The 16,122-nt window shown below is 66.7% G+C and carries 15 protein-coding genes and 1 tRNA gene; 10 read left to right on the forward strand and 6 right to left on the reverse strand.

Annotated elements, in window-relative coordinates:
• Positions 1 to 56 precede the first annotated feature (56 nt).
• The 4 genes from ABDV78_RS01265 to ABDV78_RS01280 are packed head-to-tail and all read left to right on the forward strand — an operon-like array spanning position 57 to position 3,231.
• Entirely contained in the window at positions 57 to 380 is a 324-nt protein-coding gene (locus ABDV78_RS01265; RefSeq protein ID WP_343525354.1) for a helix-turn-helix transcriptional regulator, read from the forward strand.
• The gene (locus ABDV78_RS01270) at positions 377 to 1,621 is read left to right on the forward strand and encodes a HipA domain-containing protein (RefSeq protein WP_343525355.1); all 1,245 of its coding nucleotides are present in this window, start codon (positions 377 to 379) and stop codon (positions 1,619 to 1,621) included. Before ABDV78_RS01265 ends, ABDV78_RS01270 begins: the two co-directional genes overlap by 4 nt.
• A 48-nt stretch (positions 1,622 to 1,669) precedes the next feature.
• Positions 1,670 to 2,083: a hypothetical protein gene (locus ABDV78_RS01275; protein ID WP_343525356.1), complete on the forward strand. Its 414-nt coding sequence runs from the start codon at positions 1,670 to 1,672 to the stop codon at positions 2,081 to 2,083.
• Positions 2,044 to 3,231, forward strand: coding sequence for a hypothetical protein (locus tag ABDV78_RS01280; RefSeq protein ID WP_343525357.1), 1,188 nt, complete (start codon positions 2,044 to 2,046; stop codon positions 3,229 to 3,231). The genes ABDV78_RS01275 and ABDV78_RS01280 overlap by 40 nt, the downstream gene beginning before the upstream one ends.
• A 192-nt stretch (positions 3,232 to 3,423) precedes the next feature.
• Here ABDV78_RS01280 and ABDV78_RS01285 read toward each other — a convergent pair.
• Together ABDV78_RS01285 and ABDV78_RS01290 are read right to left on the reverse strand one after the other, a co-directional pair.
• Positions 3,424 to 3,498 (reverse strand) — tRNA-Val (locus tag ABDV78_RS01285).
• A gap of 44 nt (positions 3,499 to 3,542) precedes the next feature.
• A complete protein-coding gene (locus ABDV78_RS01290; RefSeq protein ID WP_343525358.1) occupies positions 3,543 to 3,920 on the reverse strand; it encodes a response regulator in 378 nt (125 codons plus the stop codon).
• A gap of 99 nt (positions 3,921 to 4,019) precedes the next feature.
• Here ABDV78_RS01290 and ABDV78_RS01295 point away from each other — a divergent pair, with 99 nt between their 5' ends.
• Positions 4,020 to 4,889, forward strand: coding sequence for an N-formylglutamate amidohydrolase (locus ABDV78_RS01295; RefSeq protein WP_343525359.1), 870 nt, complete (start codon positions 4,020 to 4,022; stop codon positions 4,887 to 4,889).
• Positions 4,890 to 5,262: 373 nt separating this feature from the next.
• On the opposite strand, the gene ABDV78_RS01300 is transcribed toward ABDV78_RS01295, so the two are convergent.
• The 3 genes from ABDV78_RS01300 to ABDV78_RS01310 form a co-directional block, all read right to left on the reverse strand.
• The gene (locus tag ABDV78_RS01300; protein ID WP_343525360.1) at positions 5,263 to 5,802 is read right to left on the reverse strand and encodes a cytochrome b; all 540 of its coding nucleotides are present in this window, start codon (positions 5,800 to 5,802) and stop codon (positions 5,263 to 5,265) included.
• Between the two features lie 4 nt (positions 5,803 to 5,806).
• On the reverse strand, positions 5,807 to 6,580 hold the full coding sequence (locus tag ABDV78_RS01305) for a SapC family protein (protein ID WP_343525361.1): 774 nt from the start codon (positions 6,578 to 6,580) through the stop codon (positions 5,807 to 5,809).
• Between the two features lie 76 nt (positions 6,581 to 6,656).
• Complete coding sequence (locus tag ABDV78_RS01310; protein ID WP_343525362.1) at positions 6,657 to 8,081, reverse strand: FAD-binding oxidoreductase; 1,425 nt, start codon at positions 8,079 to 8,081, stop codon at positions 6,657 to 6,659.
• A 65-nt stretch (positions 8,082 to 8,146) separates the two neighbouring features.
• On the opposite strand from ABDV78_RS01310, the gene ABDV78_RS01315 reads away from it, so the two are divergent.
• The 3 genes from ABDV78_RS01315 (at position 8,147) to ABDV78_RS01325 (ending at position 10,398) form a co-directional block, all read left to right on the forward strand.
• Positions 8,147 to 8,608, forward strand: a complete 462-nt coding sequence (locus ABDV78_RS01315) for a hypothetical protein (protein WP_343525363.1) — start codon at positions 8,147 to 8,149, stop codon at positions 8,606 to 8,608.
• Positions 8,609 to 8,722: 114 nt separating this feature from the next.
• Entirely contained in the window at positions 8,723 to 10,156 is a 1,434-nt protein-coding gene (locus tag ABDV78_RS01320) for a DEAD/DEAH box helicase (protein WP_343525364.1), read from the forward strand.
• A gap of 20 nt (positions 10,157 to 10,176) precedes the next feature.
• A complete protein-coding gene (locus ABDV78_RS01325; RefSeq protein ID WP_343525365.1) occupies positions 10,177 to 10,398 on the forward strand; it encodes a DUF1289 domain-containing protein in 222 nt (73 codons plus the stop codon).
• Positions 10,399 to 10,500: 102 nt separating this feature from the next.
• Here ABDV78_RS01325 and ABDV78_RS01330 read toward each other — a convergent pair whose 3' ends face one another.
• Positions 10,501 to 11,262, reverse strand: a complete 762-nt coding sequence (locus ABDV78_RS01330; protein WP_343525366.1) for an enoyl-CoA hydratase/isomerase family protein — start codon at positions 11,260 to 11,262, stop codon at positions 10,501 to 10,503.
• A 375-nt stretch (positions 11,263 to 11,637) separates the two neighbouring features.
• Between ABDV78_RS01330 and ABDV78_RS01335 the strand changes: the two genes are divergently transcribed.
• Complete coding sequence (locus ABDV78_RS01335) at positions 11,638 to 14,631, forward strand: TonB-dependent receptor (protein WP_343525367.1); 2,994 nt, start codon at positions 11,638 to 11,640, stop codon at positions 14,629 to 14,631.
• A gap of 69 nt (positions 14,632 to 14,700) precedes the next feature.
• Positions 14,701 to 16,122 carry a glucoamylase family protein gene (locus tag ABDV78_RS01340; protein ID WP_343525368.1) on the forward strand — a complete coding sequence of 474 codons (1,422 nt, stop codon included), beginning with the start codon at positions 14,701 to 14,703 and terminating at the stop codon, positions 16,120 to 16,122.

The raw sequence follows: 16,122 nt of genomic DNA on the forward strand, positions 1-16,122 counted from the left end.
GTCCAAATATGGCCATCAATGTTGCGTGATCTCGCTTTACGGGCCATATTTGGACGATGCTGCACACGCCTAGCGAAATCGCGGCCGATCTCGGCCAGAAGGTCCAGCGCCGCCGACTGGCGATGAACCTGACGCAGGTCGATGCGGCGGCCCGTGCTGGCGTGTCCTACCGCACGTGGCGGCGGCTGGAGGCCGAGGGCAAGGCGTCGATCGACGACCTCGTCCGCGCGGCCGTGGCGCTGCGATGCGAACAGGATCTGTTCTCCCTGTTCCCGGAGCCGGTGGCCAGTTCGATGGATGCCCTGCTGGAGCAAAAACGGATGACCGAACGCACCGCGCCGAAGCGTCGCCGCCGGGCTGCGTCGAGGATTCCATCGTGAAGCTGAGACCGGGGGCACCGCTGGGGCTCGCACTGGCGTTCGACGATTCCGCGCCCGCCGCGCAAGCGGGGCGGGTCGTGATGGCCGGTGGCGTCGCCCAGCTCGAATGGTCGCCCGACGTGATCCGCAGCGGCTTGCTCGTTGCCCCGCTGCTCTATCCGCCCGAGCCGGGCTTGCACGCCGCGCGGAGCCGGTCGTTCGGCGGGCTGCACGGCTTCCTGGCGGACAGCCTGCCCGATGCCTGGGGACGGCTGTTGCTGCGACGTCGCCTCGCCAGGATCGACGTCCAGTTCGACACGCTGAACCCGGTCGATCAGCTGGCCATCATCGGCGCTGGCGGGCGTGGCGCGCTGGTCTATCAGCCAGCCGCCACACCCGACGACGAGATCGGGATGATCGACCTCGATGCCTTGGCCGAGGAATCGCGGCTGCTCCTCGCCGGGGACGAGGGCGCGCTGGTCGACACGCTGGCGGCGCTGGGCGGGGCATCGGGCGGCGCTCGCCCCAAGGTCCATGTCGGCTTCGCCCCCGACGGTGCGATCAGCGTCGGCGAGGCCGCGGACGGCCATGACGCCTGGATCGTCAAGTTCCGCGCGACCGGCGATCCCGTCGATATCGGCCCGGTCGAGGAAGCCTACGCCCGCATGGCCCGCGCGGCCGGCCTGACGATCGCGGAATCCCGCGTCCTGCCCGAGCGCGACGGACTTGGCTATTTCGCGACGCGCCGCTTCGACCGACCGGCCCCCGGACGCCGGCTGCACATGGTATCCCTCGCCGGGGCAGCCGAAGCCCCGTCCGAGATGCCCAGCCTCGACTATGACGGATTCCTGCGTGCGACCATGGCGATCACCCGCCATGCCGGCGACGTCGAACAAGCGTTCCGCCGCATGGTCTTCAACGTCCTGGCGCATAATCGCGACGACCATACCCGTCAGCATAGCTATCTGATGGGACCGAGCGGTGAGTGGCGCCTCGCCCCGGCCTATGACCTGACCTTCTCGGTCGGCCTGGGCGGCGAACACTATCTCGCGGTCGAAGGCGAAGGCCGCACCCCGACCCGCGCCCACGTCCTCGCGCTGGGCCGCCGCCATGGCCTGTCGGATCGCGTCATCGCGCAGATCATCGACCGAACGCGCGGCGCGCTGGCCGAATGGCCGGTCATCGCCGCCGATGTCGGCGTCACTGTCTCGCGACGCGAGATCGCGGATCGCTTGAAGGGCACCGACGACCACTTCGGGTGAGAAGAAGGCCCTGCACGTGGGGGTTACCCACGTCAGGAAGGAAAAGACATGATGAGCATCGACGCGGACGCCGGCGGCACCGTCGCGATGACGCCGGGGACCGGCCCGGTCCTCCCCCAGGACATGATCGACGCGGCAACCGCCGACGCCATCCTGCGGCTCGACCGCAAGATCGCCCGTGCGATCCAGACGGACCGGGGCATCAACCTCAAGTCGGAGGATCTCGACCTCCTCACCCTGGTGGGTGCAGTGAACCTGCTCGGAAAGGCGCGAAGCGAAATCCTGAAGGAAAAAGCGCAGTGCCGGCACCGAAAGTTTTCTACCGCCGGGGTGAATTCCACCTCGATCACCTCCGGGGCAAGGGCGGCGAGGTCGTCAGCCCGAACCTCTACATCTGCTGGTACGACCCGGTATCCGGCCGAATGCAGCGACGCAGCACGGGCACGGCTGATCTTTGCGTAGCGACCGAGGTGCTCGACCGTCACTATCTGGCGTTCCACCAGCCTGCCGATGACGACAAGGCGTCCTACACGGTCCATCAGGCGATGACGGACTATTGGATGCTGCACGGTGCCGACCAGGCCAGCGCCGACGCGATCTATGCCCGGCTGAAACTGGTGAATCGGTTCATCGACCATGAACTCAAGTTCGGTGTATTGCGTGAACCCGTGCTGCCGAAGGTGCTGGACGCCGAATGGCTGAAGCGATTTCGCCATTGGGGGACCGAGATCGATCCCGTGACCCAGCGGCGGCGTGACCCGGAGACCGGGGAATGGACCGTGTCGACCCGCAAACGGGCGAAGTCGACGGTCGAGGAGAGCATCATCCAGCTGAAGGCAGCCTTGCGGTTCAACGTCAAGCGCATGGAGGCGGTACCCGAACTGAAGCACCTGCCCCGCGCTGCCGTGACGCCGGAGCGCAACTTCCGCCTCTCGCTCGACCAAATCGCCGAGATGCTCGACTATACGGCGGAAGGAGACCCGGAGCTCAGCCCGGCGCATCCGGCACGATTGATGCCACTGCGCCGCTACCTGATTGGTGCGATCTGCACGCTAGCGCGGCCGGACGCGCTCTACGATATCTCGGTGCGGCCCGACCGGCAGCAATGGCACCGCGACGCCGGCGTGCTCGACCTCAACCCAGCGGGGCGGATCCAGACGCGCAAAAACCGACCGGCGCTCCCCGTCACATCGCTCCTGGCGAACTGGCTGGAGGCGACGGACGACCGGCTGGTCTGTCACGAGAGTGTGGCAGAGGAGGATGAGGACCGTTGGGTGGTTCAGCGGCCCGTGGCGGACGTCAAAAAGGCGTGGAGTGTCATGGCAAGGCGGTTCGGGGTGCCGGTCGGCTTCGGCCCCAAGCTGATGCGCCACAGCATGGCGACCCTGATCGCACAACGCGGCGTCTCGCAGCAGGAGATCCCGTTGGCGCTCGGACACGTGGTGCTGCCTCAGTCGACGCGGCGCTACGTGATCTTCAGTCCGGCTTATCTCTCCGAGACCCGACAGGGGCTGGAGGACATTGCGTCCGAGCTGACCCGGAAGATGGCGACGCCGCTCCACGCAAAACCCACGCAAGTCGGTCCCGATGGACGGCGGCGACGGGTGTGATGGCCGATCGTTTTCACGCCATCACTGCCGGTCCCAATCCGCTGGCGCAGCCGCCCTAGCGCCTCCGAGGTCCCGTACGCCCGGATGTTCCACTCGGCATGACACGCAAAAGGCACGCAAAACCTTGACGCGCAACTCGGGGACCTGAAAACCAAAAACCCCGCTAAGCCGTTGGCCTAGCGGGGTTTTCGATGGTGGGCGTGGCAAGGATTGAACTTGCGACCCCTGCGATGTCAACACAGTGCTCTACCACTGAGCTACACGCCCGCCGGAGGCCGGCCAATTAGCAGGTTGTTCGAGGCTGGCAAGCCCTAAATTGCTCCATCGGCCGATTCCGTTGCAAAAAGTCTGTCCACCTCCATCACCAGGTCCCGCAGATGGAACGGCTTGGACAGGACGCGGGCGTTGGGCATCGCCTGCCCCGCCTTCAACGTCACCGCCGCAAAGCCGGTAATGAACATCACGCGCAGGTCGGGCACGATCGTCGCCGCGCGCTGGGCCAGTTCGATGCCGTCCATTTCGGGCATCACGATATCGGTCAGCAACAGATCGAACCGCTCGTTCTCCAGATGGGGCAGCGCTGCGGTGCCGCAATGGACCGCAGTCACCCGGTATCCCGACCTGCTGAGCGCCCGCGTCAGATATTCACGCATGACGGTATCGTCTTCCGCCAGCAGGATGTGAAGCATCTTGGTATCCCGATTCATCTCGTAGGGGAGCTTAGCGGCGCGGCAGTTAAGATTTCCAGACCATTGCGGCCCGCCCGGCCGCGCCCTAGCATCCCGTCGATGGATCTTCCGCCCCCCGGCCCGTCCTTCGCCAGCTTCGGCACCGTTCCGCCTACCGGGCCGGTGGTGATCTCCGTATCCCATGGCGGGCGGGACTATCCGCCCGAACTGGTCGCGGCGCTGCGGGTGCCCCTGCCCGCCATGATGGCGCTGGAGGACCGGCTGATCGATCGGGTCGCCCGGGCGGCGCATGACGACCAGCCGATGCTGGTGCAGCGACGCGCGCGCGCCTGGATCGACCTGAACCGCAGCGAGGAGGAGCGCGATCCCCTGATCGACATGGGCGCGCGCGGCACCGGACGCGGATCGGCCAAGCTGCGCAGCGGGCTAGGCCTCGTCCCCCGGCGGGTGGCGGGGTATGGCGACATCTGGTCCCGGCGGTTCGGCGATGCGGAGATGCTGGAGCGGATCGCGGCCGATCACCGCCCTTATCATCAGGCGCTGGCGGACCGATTGGCGGAGGTGCGCGCGCGGTTCGGGGTCGCGGTGCTGCTCGACCTGCATTCGATGCCGCCATTGGGCAGCCCGACCTCCTACCCCCGTGTCGTGATCGGCGACCGGCACGGCACCACCGCGGATGCGCGCTTCGTCCGGCGAATCGAAGCGGCGGTTCGGGCCAGCGGCGTCGCGGTGACGCGCAACGCCCCTTATGCGGGCGGGCATATCGTCGAGCGGCACGGCGCGCCACGACGCGCGATCCATGCGATCCAGCTCGAACTCGACCGCTCGCTATATCTCGACGCCGCGCTGGAGTCGCCGGGCGAGGGTTTCGATGCGACCGTGGCGCTGGTTCGGCAGGTGCTCGCCATGCTGGCCGACGAAGCGCTGAACGGAAACCCCTCTCAAAGCCTGCCGCTCGCCGCCGAATAAAAAACCACCTCGCGCAAGGGGGAAGAGCGCGAGGTGGCCAAGGTTCAGGGAGGAGACACGCTGAAAGCGTGTCATACGACACCGCGAAAGGGGGGACACGATGCCGTACAGGATATAAATAAGAAGGGGCCTATTTGGTTCAACCCCGAATATCGCATTTCGTCATTTTTTCGTAACGGGTCGTGGTGGCGGCCGCCCGAATCCCCGCGCAACTCGCCGATCGTCGCCCTGCGGACGCTTGGTGAATGAGCAGCGTTCCAGCATGGCCTGAATAGCATTTCCCGCACGGGCCATCTGCGCGCTCCCGAGCGGGATCGCCTTTGACTGTGGGAGCGCGATGGCGCCCTCCCCTCAGGCCCGTCCGCGAAGACGCTCAGCGGCTACCGAGGCCCATCCGGGCGAGCAGACCGTCGCGTAGCAGATAATGGTGGCGCAGGGCCGCAGCCACATGGATCAGCACCAGCGCCAGCATCAGCCAGCCGAGGATCTCATGCGCCTCATGCCCGAAACCGGCGGCCCCCTTGCCGATCGGCAGGGGCGGCACGTCGAACAGACCGAACCAGCTCACGGGGCGCGGCACGTCGCGGCCCGATCCCATTGCCCAGCCGGTCATCGGCATGACGATCATCAGGAAATAGAGCAGGGCGTGAAGCGCATGGGCGCTGCCCCGCGCCCAGACCGGAATCTCGGCGGGCAAGGGCGGCGGGCGGTGGCCCAGCCGCCAGACGATCCGCGCGGCGGTCAACGCCAGCACAGTCAACCCGATCGCCTTGTGCAGCGGGATGGTTCCCGGCAACAGGCTCTCATGGAGAAGGCCGATGGCCAGATTGGCCATCACCAGCGCCGCGATCGTCCAGTGAAAGACGATCGCGACCTGGCTGTAGCGCGGACTGGCGGCGACCGGCCCGCGCATCGGATCAGCCGACCGGCTGAAGCTGCGGCTGGGGCATCTTGCCCAGCTGCGCCTGGCGGGCGAAGATGTCGCGCATCAGCGACAGCGAGAAGAGATGGGCATAGAGCAGCGGGAGCATGCCCGACTGGCTCATCTTGCGGAGCTGATCGCCACGCAGGTCGACCAGCTTCTCTTCATTGACCATCTGGAAACCGCGATAGATGAAGGGCTGATCCGCGCCATCGGGCTGGATCGAGACTTCGCCGTCCATCAGCAGCCCCAGCTCGGCCAGTTCCTTCATGAAGTTCTGGGTGCGGGCGCCCGCCTGTTCGAAGGATTCGTTGAACGACAGGATGTTCTTGGTCAGCTCGCTCGGCTGGTTGCCGTCGAACAGCGCATCGCCATCGTCGAACGCACCGATCGTCGGCGAGGTCGGGTCGAAGCACAGCGACAGTTCGTCCGCCTCGGGACGCAGACGCGCCAGCATGTACGGATAGCGACGGATATAGGCGGGCACATAGAAGTTCGTCTCGGTCAGACGGCCTTCGTCGTCGACGAAGACGTTGACGCCCTCGTTCAGCCCCATCAGCGCCAGCGGGATGGGCTGGTCGCCGACCGAGAAGACGATCGGCATGAAACGCTGCACCAGCGGGAATTCATCGACGGTCACCGGGATCGCATGCTGGCCGACCAGGAAAGGCGCGGTTTCCTGCGGACGGACCTTGAAATTGGCATGGGTTTCGCTCGAAAGCGGTTCCAGGCCATTGTAGAAAAGCGGAAGCGACGGCGCGCTGGCCATGATGATCTCCAAAAAACTCAGTCCACGCGAGCCCCCCGGCCGCGCGTCGTGGCCCCGTGTCTATGGGGCCTTGCCCTTATGCGCAAGCGACGAGCTTGCCCGGATTGAACAAGCCGTGCGGATCGAGCGCCGTCTTGATGGCGCGGATCGCCGCGACCCGCTCGGGCGAGAGGCGGACCAGTTCGTCGCGCTTCATCTGGCCGATGCCATGCTCGGCGGAGATGGTGCCGCCCGCCGCCATGACCAGGTCATGGACGAACCGCGTGATGGTGGCGGCGTCCTCGGCATAGAAGCGCTCGCGGTCGGTGCCGGGGGCGGCGCGGACATGGAAATGGATATTGCCGTCGCCCAGATGCCCGAAGCCGGACGCGTGGGTGCCAGGGAAGCGCGCGTCGCAGGCGGCGGCGGCCTCGATCATGAAGCGCGGCATCGTCTCCACGGGCACCGCGATATCGTGCTGCACCGCCGGACCGAGCGCCCGCTCGGCATCGGAAAGCGAGTGGCGGAGCAACCAGAAGGCATGTGCCTGCGTGTCGGATGCGGCGATGATCGCATCCGACACCAGGCCCTCCTCCAGCGCCTCGGCGAGGCGTGCCTCCAGCATCCCGGCCGGGTCGGCGGTCGGATCGCCGGTCACCGCCTCGATCAGGACGTGCCAGGGATGGTGACCCGACAGCGGCGGACGGGCACCGGGCAGATGCGCGACGGCGGCGGCGAGGCTTTCGGCAGGCAGGATCTCGAAACTCTCGATCATGTCGCTTGCCGCCTGCAATCGGCGCAGCAGCGCCAGGCCTGCGGCGGGATCGGCCAGCCCGACCCAGGCCGTGGCATGCGCGACGATGGCCGGCGCCAGGCGAAGCGCGGCGGCGGTGACGATGCCCAGCGTCCCCTCCGCCCCGATCAGCAACTGGCCGAGGTCATAGCCGCGATTGTCCTTCTTCAGCGCCGACAGACCATCATACAGCGTCCCGTCCGGCAACACCGCCTCGACGCCCAGTGTCAGCCCGCGCATCGTGCCGAAGCGCAGCACCTGCGTACCGCCGGCATTGGTCGAGACAAGCCCGCCGACCGTCGCATTGCCCTTGGCGCCCAGGGTCAGGGGAAAGCGCCGCCCCTCGACCTCGGTCGCCGCGTGCAGATCGGCCAGGATCACCCCCGCCTCGACCACCGCCATCCCCGCGCCCGCGTCGATCCGGCGAATCCGGTTCATCCGGCGGGTGGAGAGAATCAGCGCCGAGCCGTCCTGCGGCGGCGTCGCCCCGCCGACCATCGAACTATTGCCCCCCTGCGGCACCAGCGGCACGCGGTGTTCGGCCGCCGCGCGCAGCACCGCCTGGACCTCGGCCGTGTCGGCGGGGGCGAGGATGGCCGGGGCGTGCCCCTGGAAACGCCGGCGCCAGTCAATTTCCCATGGCGCGATCAGCGCGGGATCGGTGACGATACCCTTGTCGCCAAGCCGGGGGCGGAGCGCAGCGATCAGCGCGGTCTGGGCCTTGTTCATGCCCTCCCGCTAAAACAGGTTCATGCAGCGTTCAATGTCCGGCCCTATCATCTCGCGCCGACATCATGGTGTGCCGATTCCCGAAACTCCCCGCCGCCTTCCTGGCGACGCTGGCGACGCCCGCCCTGCTGGGCGCGGCCGAATCGCCGAATCAGCTTCGCCTGGACCAGACCCAATATACGCAGATGATTGTGCGCGAGCGGGTCATCGTCCGCGTACCGCGAACGCCCCCGCCGATGGTCACCCCCAGCCGGTGGAAGGAGCGCAAGGGCCCGCGCTGCATCCCCGCCCAGCAAATGGCGGGCGCGCTGCCCGGCGACCGGGGCACGGTCGACATCGTGCTGAACGGCGGCAAGCGGGTGCGCGCCCGATTGGCGCGGACCTGTCGCCAGATCGACTATTACTCTACCTTCTATATCCGCCCCGGACCCGACGGCCAGATTTGCGCCGGGCGCGATCCGATCCGCACGCGGGCGGGCGCAACCTGCGAGATCGATCGCTTCCGCGCGCTGGTTCCCGCCCGCTGATCGATCGGCGACACGCGCGAAAAACTTGACTTTCGCCCATAAATCCGCAAGCGGCGTAGGCTGCTGGGCGAGTGCGGGGCGATTCCCATCCCGCGCCAAATTCCGGAAAACTGCATGAGCTTTGCCGATCTCGGCCTCTCCGACGAACTTCTGAAGGCGGTCAACGACGCCGGCTATACCGAGCCGACGCCGATTCAGGCCTCCGCCATCCCGTCCGTGCTGATGATGCGCGACATCATCGGCATCGCGCAGACGGGGACGGGCAAGACGGCCTCCTTCGTGCTGCCGATGATCGACATCCTCGCCCATGGCCGGAGCCGCGCGCGGATGCCGCGCAGCCTGATCCTGGAGCCGACCCGCGAACTCGCCGCGCAGGTCGCCGAGAATTTCGAGAAATACGGGGCGAACCACAAGCTCTCCATGGCGCTGCTGATCGGCGGCGTGTCGATGGGCGACCAGATCAAGGCGCTGGAAAAGGGCGTCGATGTTCTGATCGCGACGCCGGGCCGGTTGATGGACCTGTTCCAGCGCGGCAACATCCTGCTGACCGGCTGTTCGATGCTGGTCATCGACGAGGCGGACCGGATGCTCGACATGGGGTTCATCCCCGATATCGAGGAAATCTGCACCAAGCTGCCCAAGCAGCGCCAGACGCTGCTCTTCTCCGCGACGATGCCGCCGCCGATCAAGAAGCTGGCGGACAAGTTCCTGGACAACCCCAAGACGATCGAGGTCGCCCGCCCCGCCTCGACCAACATCAACATCACCCAGTTCGTGGTGCCCGTCGCGGCCCAGTCGTTCGAGAAGCGCAAGCGGCTGCGCCAGTTGCTGTCGCAGGAGGAGGTTCGCACCGCGATCATCTTCTGCAACCGCAAGACGACCGTGCGCGAGCTGAACAAGAGCCTGAGGACGCACGGCTTCCGGTCGGGCGAGATCCATGGCGACATGGAACAGGCGCAGCGCCTGGCCGAGCTGGACCTGTTCAAGCGCGGCGAAGTGAACATCCTGGTCGCCTCGGACGTCGCGGCGCGCGGGCTGGACGTCAAGGGCGTCAGCCATGTGTTCAACTTCGACGCACCCTGGCATCCCGACGACTATGTCCATCGGATCGGTCGCACGGGTCGCGGCGGCGCGACGGGCGTCGCCTATACCTTCGTCACGCCGGATGATGCCGAGAATCTGGAAAATATCGAAAAGCTGACCGGGCAGAAGATCGAGCGGCTGGAACTGCCGCCCGTCGCCGAAGAGGAGCGGCCCGCCCGCCGCCCGCGCCGCGATCGTACGGCACGCGGCGATACGGCGGAAGCCGATGTTCCCGCCCGCGAAGAGCCGCAGACCGAGGCTCCGCGCGCACGCGCACCCCGCCCGCGCCGTGAAGAAGCTCGCCGCGAAGAACCGCGTTTCGAGGAACCCCGTGCGGCACGGCAGGAGGCACGCGACGACGATCGCCGCCGCGACCGTCGCCGGTCGAACGCGGACGAGGCACCCGACGATGGTGGCTGGAACGGGCCGATCCCCGACTTCCTCAAGGTATCGTTCGGCGCCTGACCGCGCGGAAAGGCCAGCCCTTGTCGCTCGACATCATCAGCTTCGTCGATCCGCAGCCGCAGGGGATTGCCAGCCCCTGCGTCAATGTGTGCACGATGGACAAGGCCACCGGCTGGTGCCTGGGCTGTGCGCGCACGATCCGGGAAATCTCCAACTGGAGCGCCAAGCCGCCCGAGGAGCGCCGCACGATCCTGGCCGCGCTGCCCGCCCGCAAGGCGGAACTGGCGACGCGCACGCGCTGAACGGGCGGAGCCTGGGGATCGCCGGGTCGCCGACTGGCCCGGCCCGGCCCATGTCCCCACGCCCCCTCCAACCTGACGGGAAGCGGGATAACGGTCCTTGCTCTACCGCCCGGTGAATCGCCCCGGCCGCCGCTCGGCCACGGCGCGTACCCCTTCCGCGAAATCCTCGGTCCGCATCAGTTTCGCCTGCTCGCCCAGTTCATGATCGGTCGCCGCCTCGACCAGCGCGCGCAGGTCACCGCGCAAGGTGCGCCGGGTGGACGCCACCGCCAGCGGGGCCGCCGCCGCGATCTCCTGCGCCAGCGCCATGGCCGCCGCCTGCAATTGGCCGGCAGGGACGAGATGGTCGACCAATCCCCAGCGTTCCGCTTCCTCGCCGCGGATACGTCGCCCGGTCAGCAGCATCATCGCCGCGCGCTGCCGCCCGATGACGCGTTCCAGCACCGCCGAGATGCCGAAGCCGGGGTGCAGCCCCAGCGCCACGAAATTCGCCACGAACCGGGCCTCGGGCGATGCCACCCGGAAATCGGCGACCAGCGCCAGGCCCAGTCCCGCACCGACCGCCGCCCCCTGCACCGCAGCGACCACCGGCTTCGCCACCCCGAACAGGCGTGTCGCCGCCATGTAGAAGGGATTGCGCTCCCCCGGCGGCGGCGGCTCCGCCACCGGATTGGCATTCACCAGATCCGCCCCCGCACAGAATACCCGACCCTCGGAACGCAGCAAAATGGCTCGGATATCGGGATCGACATCGGCCGCGTCGAACGCACGACCCAATTCGGAAATGGTTCCTAGCCCCAGATGATTATTCGGAGGATTCCGTAGGGTCAGGATCGCCACGGCCCCGTCACGCGCAATTTCCATTGTCATAAACCCCTATTAGCGCGCTTTTCACGGAATCCGCCAGCACCATACCCGTTGCTCGAAAGACACACCGAACCGTTATCGGACCGTATCAGCGTCGCAAGAGCTTGAGCGCCCCCCGACAAGCGGCGTAGATGACATTGGTGTCAGAAATGACCCGCCGAAAACAGGCGGGCGTCAGGCATCGGGAGCCGGCGGGCTCCGTGTCGGGAGGGGATGCCGGGCGGCCCGATGGCGGGCCGCCCCTTCCTCCATCCTCACAGCCCCGCCCGTCGCGCGACCTTGCGCGGTGGGAGCCCATCAGGGTCCGGCACCGAAAGCAGGACCGGAGCGGGCGAGCGATCGCCTCCGCGACCGGCGTTTGGGGAACCGACGATGAAGACGATCATGACCGCCGCGCTCCGCGCGACCCTGGCCACCTCCACCATCCTGGGCAGCGCCGCCATCACCCTCGCGCCCGCCGCCGCGCAGACCACCACCGCGCAGATACGCGGACAGGTGCGCGACGCGACCGGCGCGGGCAGCAGCGGCGCACAGGTGGTCGCGGTCAACACCGCGACCAACCAGACCTATCGCCAGACCGCCGATGCCGCGGGCAATTTCGTGCTCGGCGGCCTCCGCCCCAGCCAGTACCGCGTCACCGCGACCGCCGCCGACGGTACGACCGTCACGCAACTGGTGACCGTTTCGATCGGCCAGTCGGCGACGCTCGACCTGCGCGTCGGCGCGGCGGCTCCGGCGGGCGAAGGCGGCGCGGCCACCGGCGCCGAGGTGGCGGCGGGCGACACCGGCGAGGCAACGAGCCAGGACATCGTCGTCACCGGCAACCGGCTAGTCGAGACCCGCACCAGCGAGATCGCGACCAATGTCAGCCAGACGCAGATCCGCACCCTGCCCCAGACCGATCGCAACTTCCTGACCTTCGCCGCACTCGCGCCGGGCGTCCGCTATAACGACAGCGAAACCGACAAGAGCTTCACCTCGGGCGCCTCGACCGCCAGCCAGGTCAATGTGTTCATCGACGGCGTATCGCTGAAGAACAAGCTTCGCGAGGGCGGCGTGGCGGGTCAGCAGAACAGCCGGGGCAATCCCTTCGGCCAGTTGGCGGTGCAGGAATTCCGCGTCCTGACCCAGAATTACAAGGCCGAGTATGAACAGGCTGGCTCCGCGATCATCACCGCCATCACCAAGTCGGGCACCAACGAGTTCCACGGCGAGATCTTCGGGCAATATACCAATCGCGGCCTGACCGAACGCAGCTATCTGGACATCATCAACGACCGGCCCAAGCCCGCCTTCACCCGCAAGCAATATGGCGCGTCGCTGGGCGGGCCGATCATCAAGGACAAGCTGTTCTTCTTCGGCGCCTATGAGGGCAATGACCAGGACCGCGCCTTCAACGTCCAGAGCACCGGCTCGGCCGCGGCGATCGCCGAGTTCGAACAGTTTTCGGGCCGCCGGCTCAGCGACTTCCAGGGCGCCTTCGTCAGCCCCTTCCGCGCCGATTTCTTCTTCGGCAAGCTGACCTTCACCCCCGACGACCGCCAGGTCTTCGACCTGTCGTACAGCCGCCGGACCGAGAGCGACATTCAGGGGTTCGGCAACGACGTCGCGTTCGAGGCGGCGGAGAACAAGCTGAACACCGTCGACACCTATCTCTACAAATGGACCTATAACGGCGACAATTTCATCAACGAATTCAACGCCAATTATCTCAGCTACGTCTTCAATCCGACCTCGCTGAACCCCAATCTGCCAAGTTACGAATATGCCTCGGTCATCACCTTCGGCGGCAAGGATTCGACCCGGCGCGAGGCGCAGAAGAATTACAGCTTCCGCGACGACTTCACCTATAGCGGGCTCGACAAGCACGTCTTCAAGATGGGTGCGCGGATCGAGGTCACCGATATCACGTTCAACAACCAGGCCTATATCCAGCCGCGCTATACCTTCCGGCGCGAGCCGCAGAACAATCTGACCTTCTCCTTCCCCGCCGAGGCACGGCTGGGCCTGGGCAATGGCCGCATCTTCGGATCGAACACGCAACTCGGCCTGTACATCCAGGACGACTGGGACGCGACCGAGCGGTTGCAGTTCAATGTGGGCGTCCGCTGGGACTATGAGACCAACGGGTTCAACAACGACTATCGCACCCCCGCCGCCGCAGCAGCAGCACTCCGCGCGCTGCCCCGGACGCGCTATTTCGATCCCGAGAACTACATCACCGACGGCACCAGGCGGAAACCCTTTGCGGGTGCGATCGCGCCGCGCTTCGGCTTTTCCTGGGACATCAAGGACGACCAGACGACGGTCATCTTCGGCGGCGCAGGCCGCTATTATGACCGCAACAATTTCAACAACACGGTCGACGAGCTCAGCCGCACGATCAACCCGATCGGCGTGTTCCGCTTCTCCGCCGATGGCCGCCCGCGCAACGGCTTGCCCACCGTTCAGTGGAACCCGTCCTATGCCACGCGCGACGGACTGCTGACCCTGATCAACACCAACCCGGAGGTCGGCCTGCCCGAATTGTTCGCGGTCAAGAACAATGCCCGTCCGCCGGTCAACGATCAGGTGTCGCTGGGCGTCCGGCAGAAGATCGGCGTGTTCCAGGCCTCGCTGACCGGCTCCTATCAGCGCGGGCGCAACGGCTATACCAACCTGTTCGCCACCCGGACGCTGAACGGCGAAGGGGCATGCTGCAACACCGCGCCGGTCATCCCCTTCGGCTATTCCAACGCGCTGATCGGGTTCGACGGGCTGGACACGCGCTACAAGGCGATCTTCTTCACCCTGGACAAGCCCTATAGCCAGGCCTCGGGCTGGGGCGTGAACATCGCCTATACCCTGTCCAAGGCCGAGCAGAATGGCGGCGACCTGTTCAGCCTGGATGCGGTGACGCCCGACGATTATGGCTGGCGCCCCAGCACGGGTGACGAACGCCACCGGATCGTCCTATCGGGGATCGTCGACCTGCCGCTGGGCTTCCAGTTCTCGACGCTGACCACCTTGGGCAGCGGTTCGGCCTACCGGGTCACGGACGGCACCAATGGCGCCGATTCCGGCTTCAACCGATTCACCGCCGCCTATCCCGAGAAGAACTGCATCAAGGGTCTGTTCGCGTTCTGCGAGGTCAATCTGACCCTGGCCAAGAAATTCCGCGTATTCGGCCGCAGCGACCAGTTGGAGGCCGCGGTCGACCTGCTCAACGCCTTCGACAACAAGAATTTCTCGGGCTTCGACGACTTCTTCAACAACACCCCCGCCCCCGGTGGCGGGGTGACCGACCCGCTGGAGCCAGCACGGATCGGCACCAATCTGCTCACCCTGCCGCGCCGGGTCCAGTTCCGGCTGGGCTATCGCTTCTGATGACGGACGAGCCGGGGGCGATGCCGCGTCCCCGGCCCCGCGCACCGGGCACAGGACAAGGATATCGCCATGTACGACCGCCGCCGCCTCCTGGGCCTGGGCGGCCTGAGCCTCGCCGCGCTCGCCACTGGTTGCACGCGCGGCCCGGTGACGCCGCCCCGGATCATCCCAAGCGCACAGCCCGACCTGATCCGCGAGCTACAGGAACGCACCTTCCGCTTCTTCTGGGAGACGACCGACGCGGCGACCGGCCTCGCCCCCGATCGGTGGCCCACGCCGTCCTTCGCCTCGGTCGCGGCGGTCGGATTCGCGCTGACCGCCTATCCGGTGGGGGTGGTCAATGGCTGGATCACGCGGGACGAGGCGCGGGCCCGGACGCTGACCACGCTGCAATTCCTCGCCGATGCTCCGCAGGGGCCGGGCGAGACCGGCTTCAGCGGCTATAAGGGCTTTTTCTATCATTTCCTGGGCGTTACCAAGGGGTTGCGCTTCGCCCGGTGCGAGCTGTCGACGGTAGACACCGCGCTGCTCCTGGGCGGTATCCTGTTCGCGCAGAGCTGGTTCGACACCGACCATCCCGACGAGGCGCGCATTCGGGCGCTCGCCGACCGGATCTATGCCGCGGTCGACTGGACCTGGATCACGCCGCGCGCGCCGCTGCTGTCGATGGGCTGGCACCCGGAGACGGGGTTCATCAGGTCCGACTGGGATATCTATAACGAGGGGATGCTGCTCTATCTGCTGGCGCTGGGTTCCCCCACCCATCCGCTGCCCGAGGGGACATGGGCGGCGTGGTCCAGCCGGTTCGAGGCGAGCTGGACCGATCGCTGGGGCCTGCCGCATCTGCACTTCGCGCCGCTGTTCGGCCATCAATACAGCCATGTCTGGGTGGACTTCAAAGGCATTCGCGACCCCTATATCGCGTCCAAGGGCATCGATTATTTCGAGAACAGCCGCCGCGCCGCCTATGCGCAGCAACGCTATGCCATTGACAATGCGGGACGCTGGCGGGGCTATGGCGCCGATGTCTGGGGGCTGACCGCCTGTGACGGGCCGGGCGACTTCACCCAGACGATCGACGGCCTCGAACGGCGCTTCTACAGCTATTCGGCGCGCGGGCCCGGCGAGCGCGACGACGGGACGCTGGCTCCGACCGCAGCGGCGGCCTCGATCGCCTTTGCCCCCGACATCGCCATTCCGGCGGTGCGCGCGATGCACGACCGTTACGGTTCGGGGATCTATGGCCGATATGGCTTTCTCGACGCGTTCAACCCCACGCTGACCGATCCGCCCGCACCGTTGAAGCATGGACACATCGTCCCCGGCATCGGTTGGGTGGACAAGGACTATCTGGGCATCGATCAGGGACCCATCGTCGCGATGATCGAGAATCATCGCACCGGCCTGATCTGGAAGACCATGCGGCGGAACCCACATCTGCGGCGGGGATTGCAAAGGGCAGGATTCACCGGCGGATGGCTGAACGAATAG

This window comes from Sphingomonas sp., from assembly GCF_039594485.1.
Taxonomy (GTDB): domain Bacteria; phylum Pseudomonadota; class Alphaproteobacteria; order Sphingomonadales; family Sphingomonadaceae; genus Sphingomonas.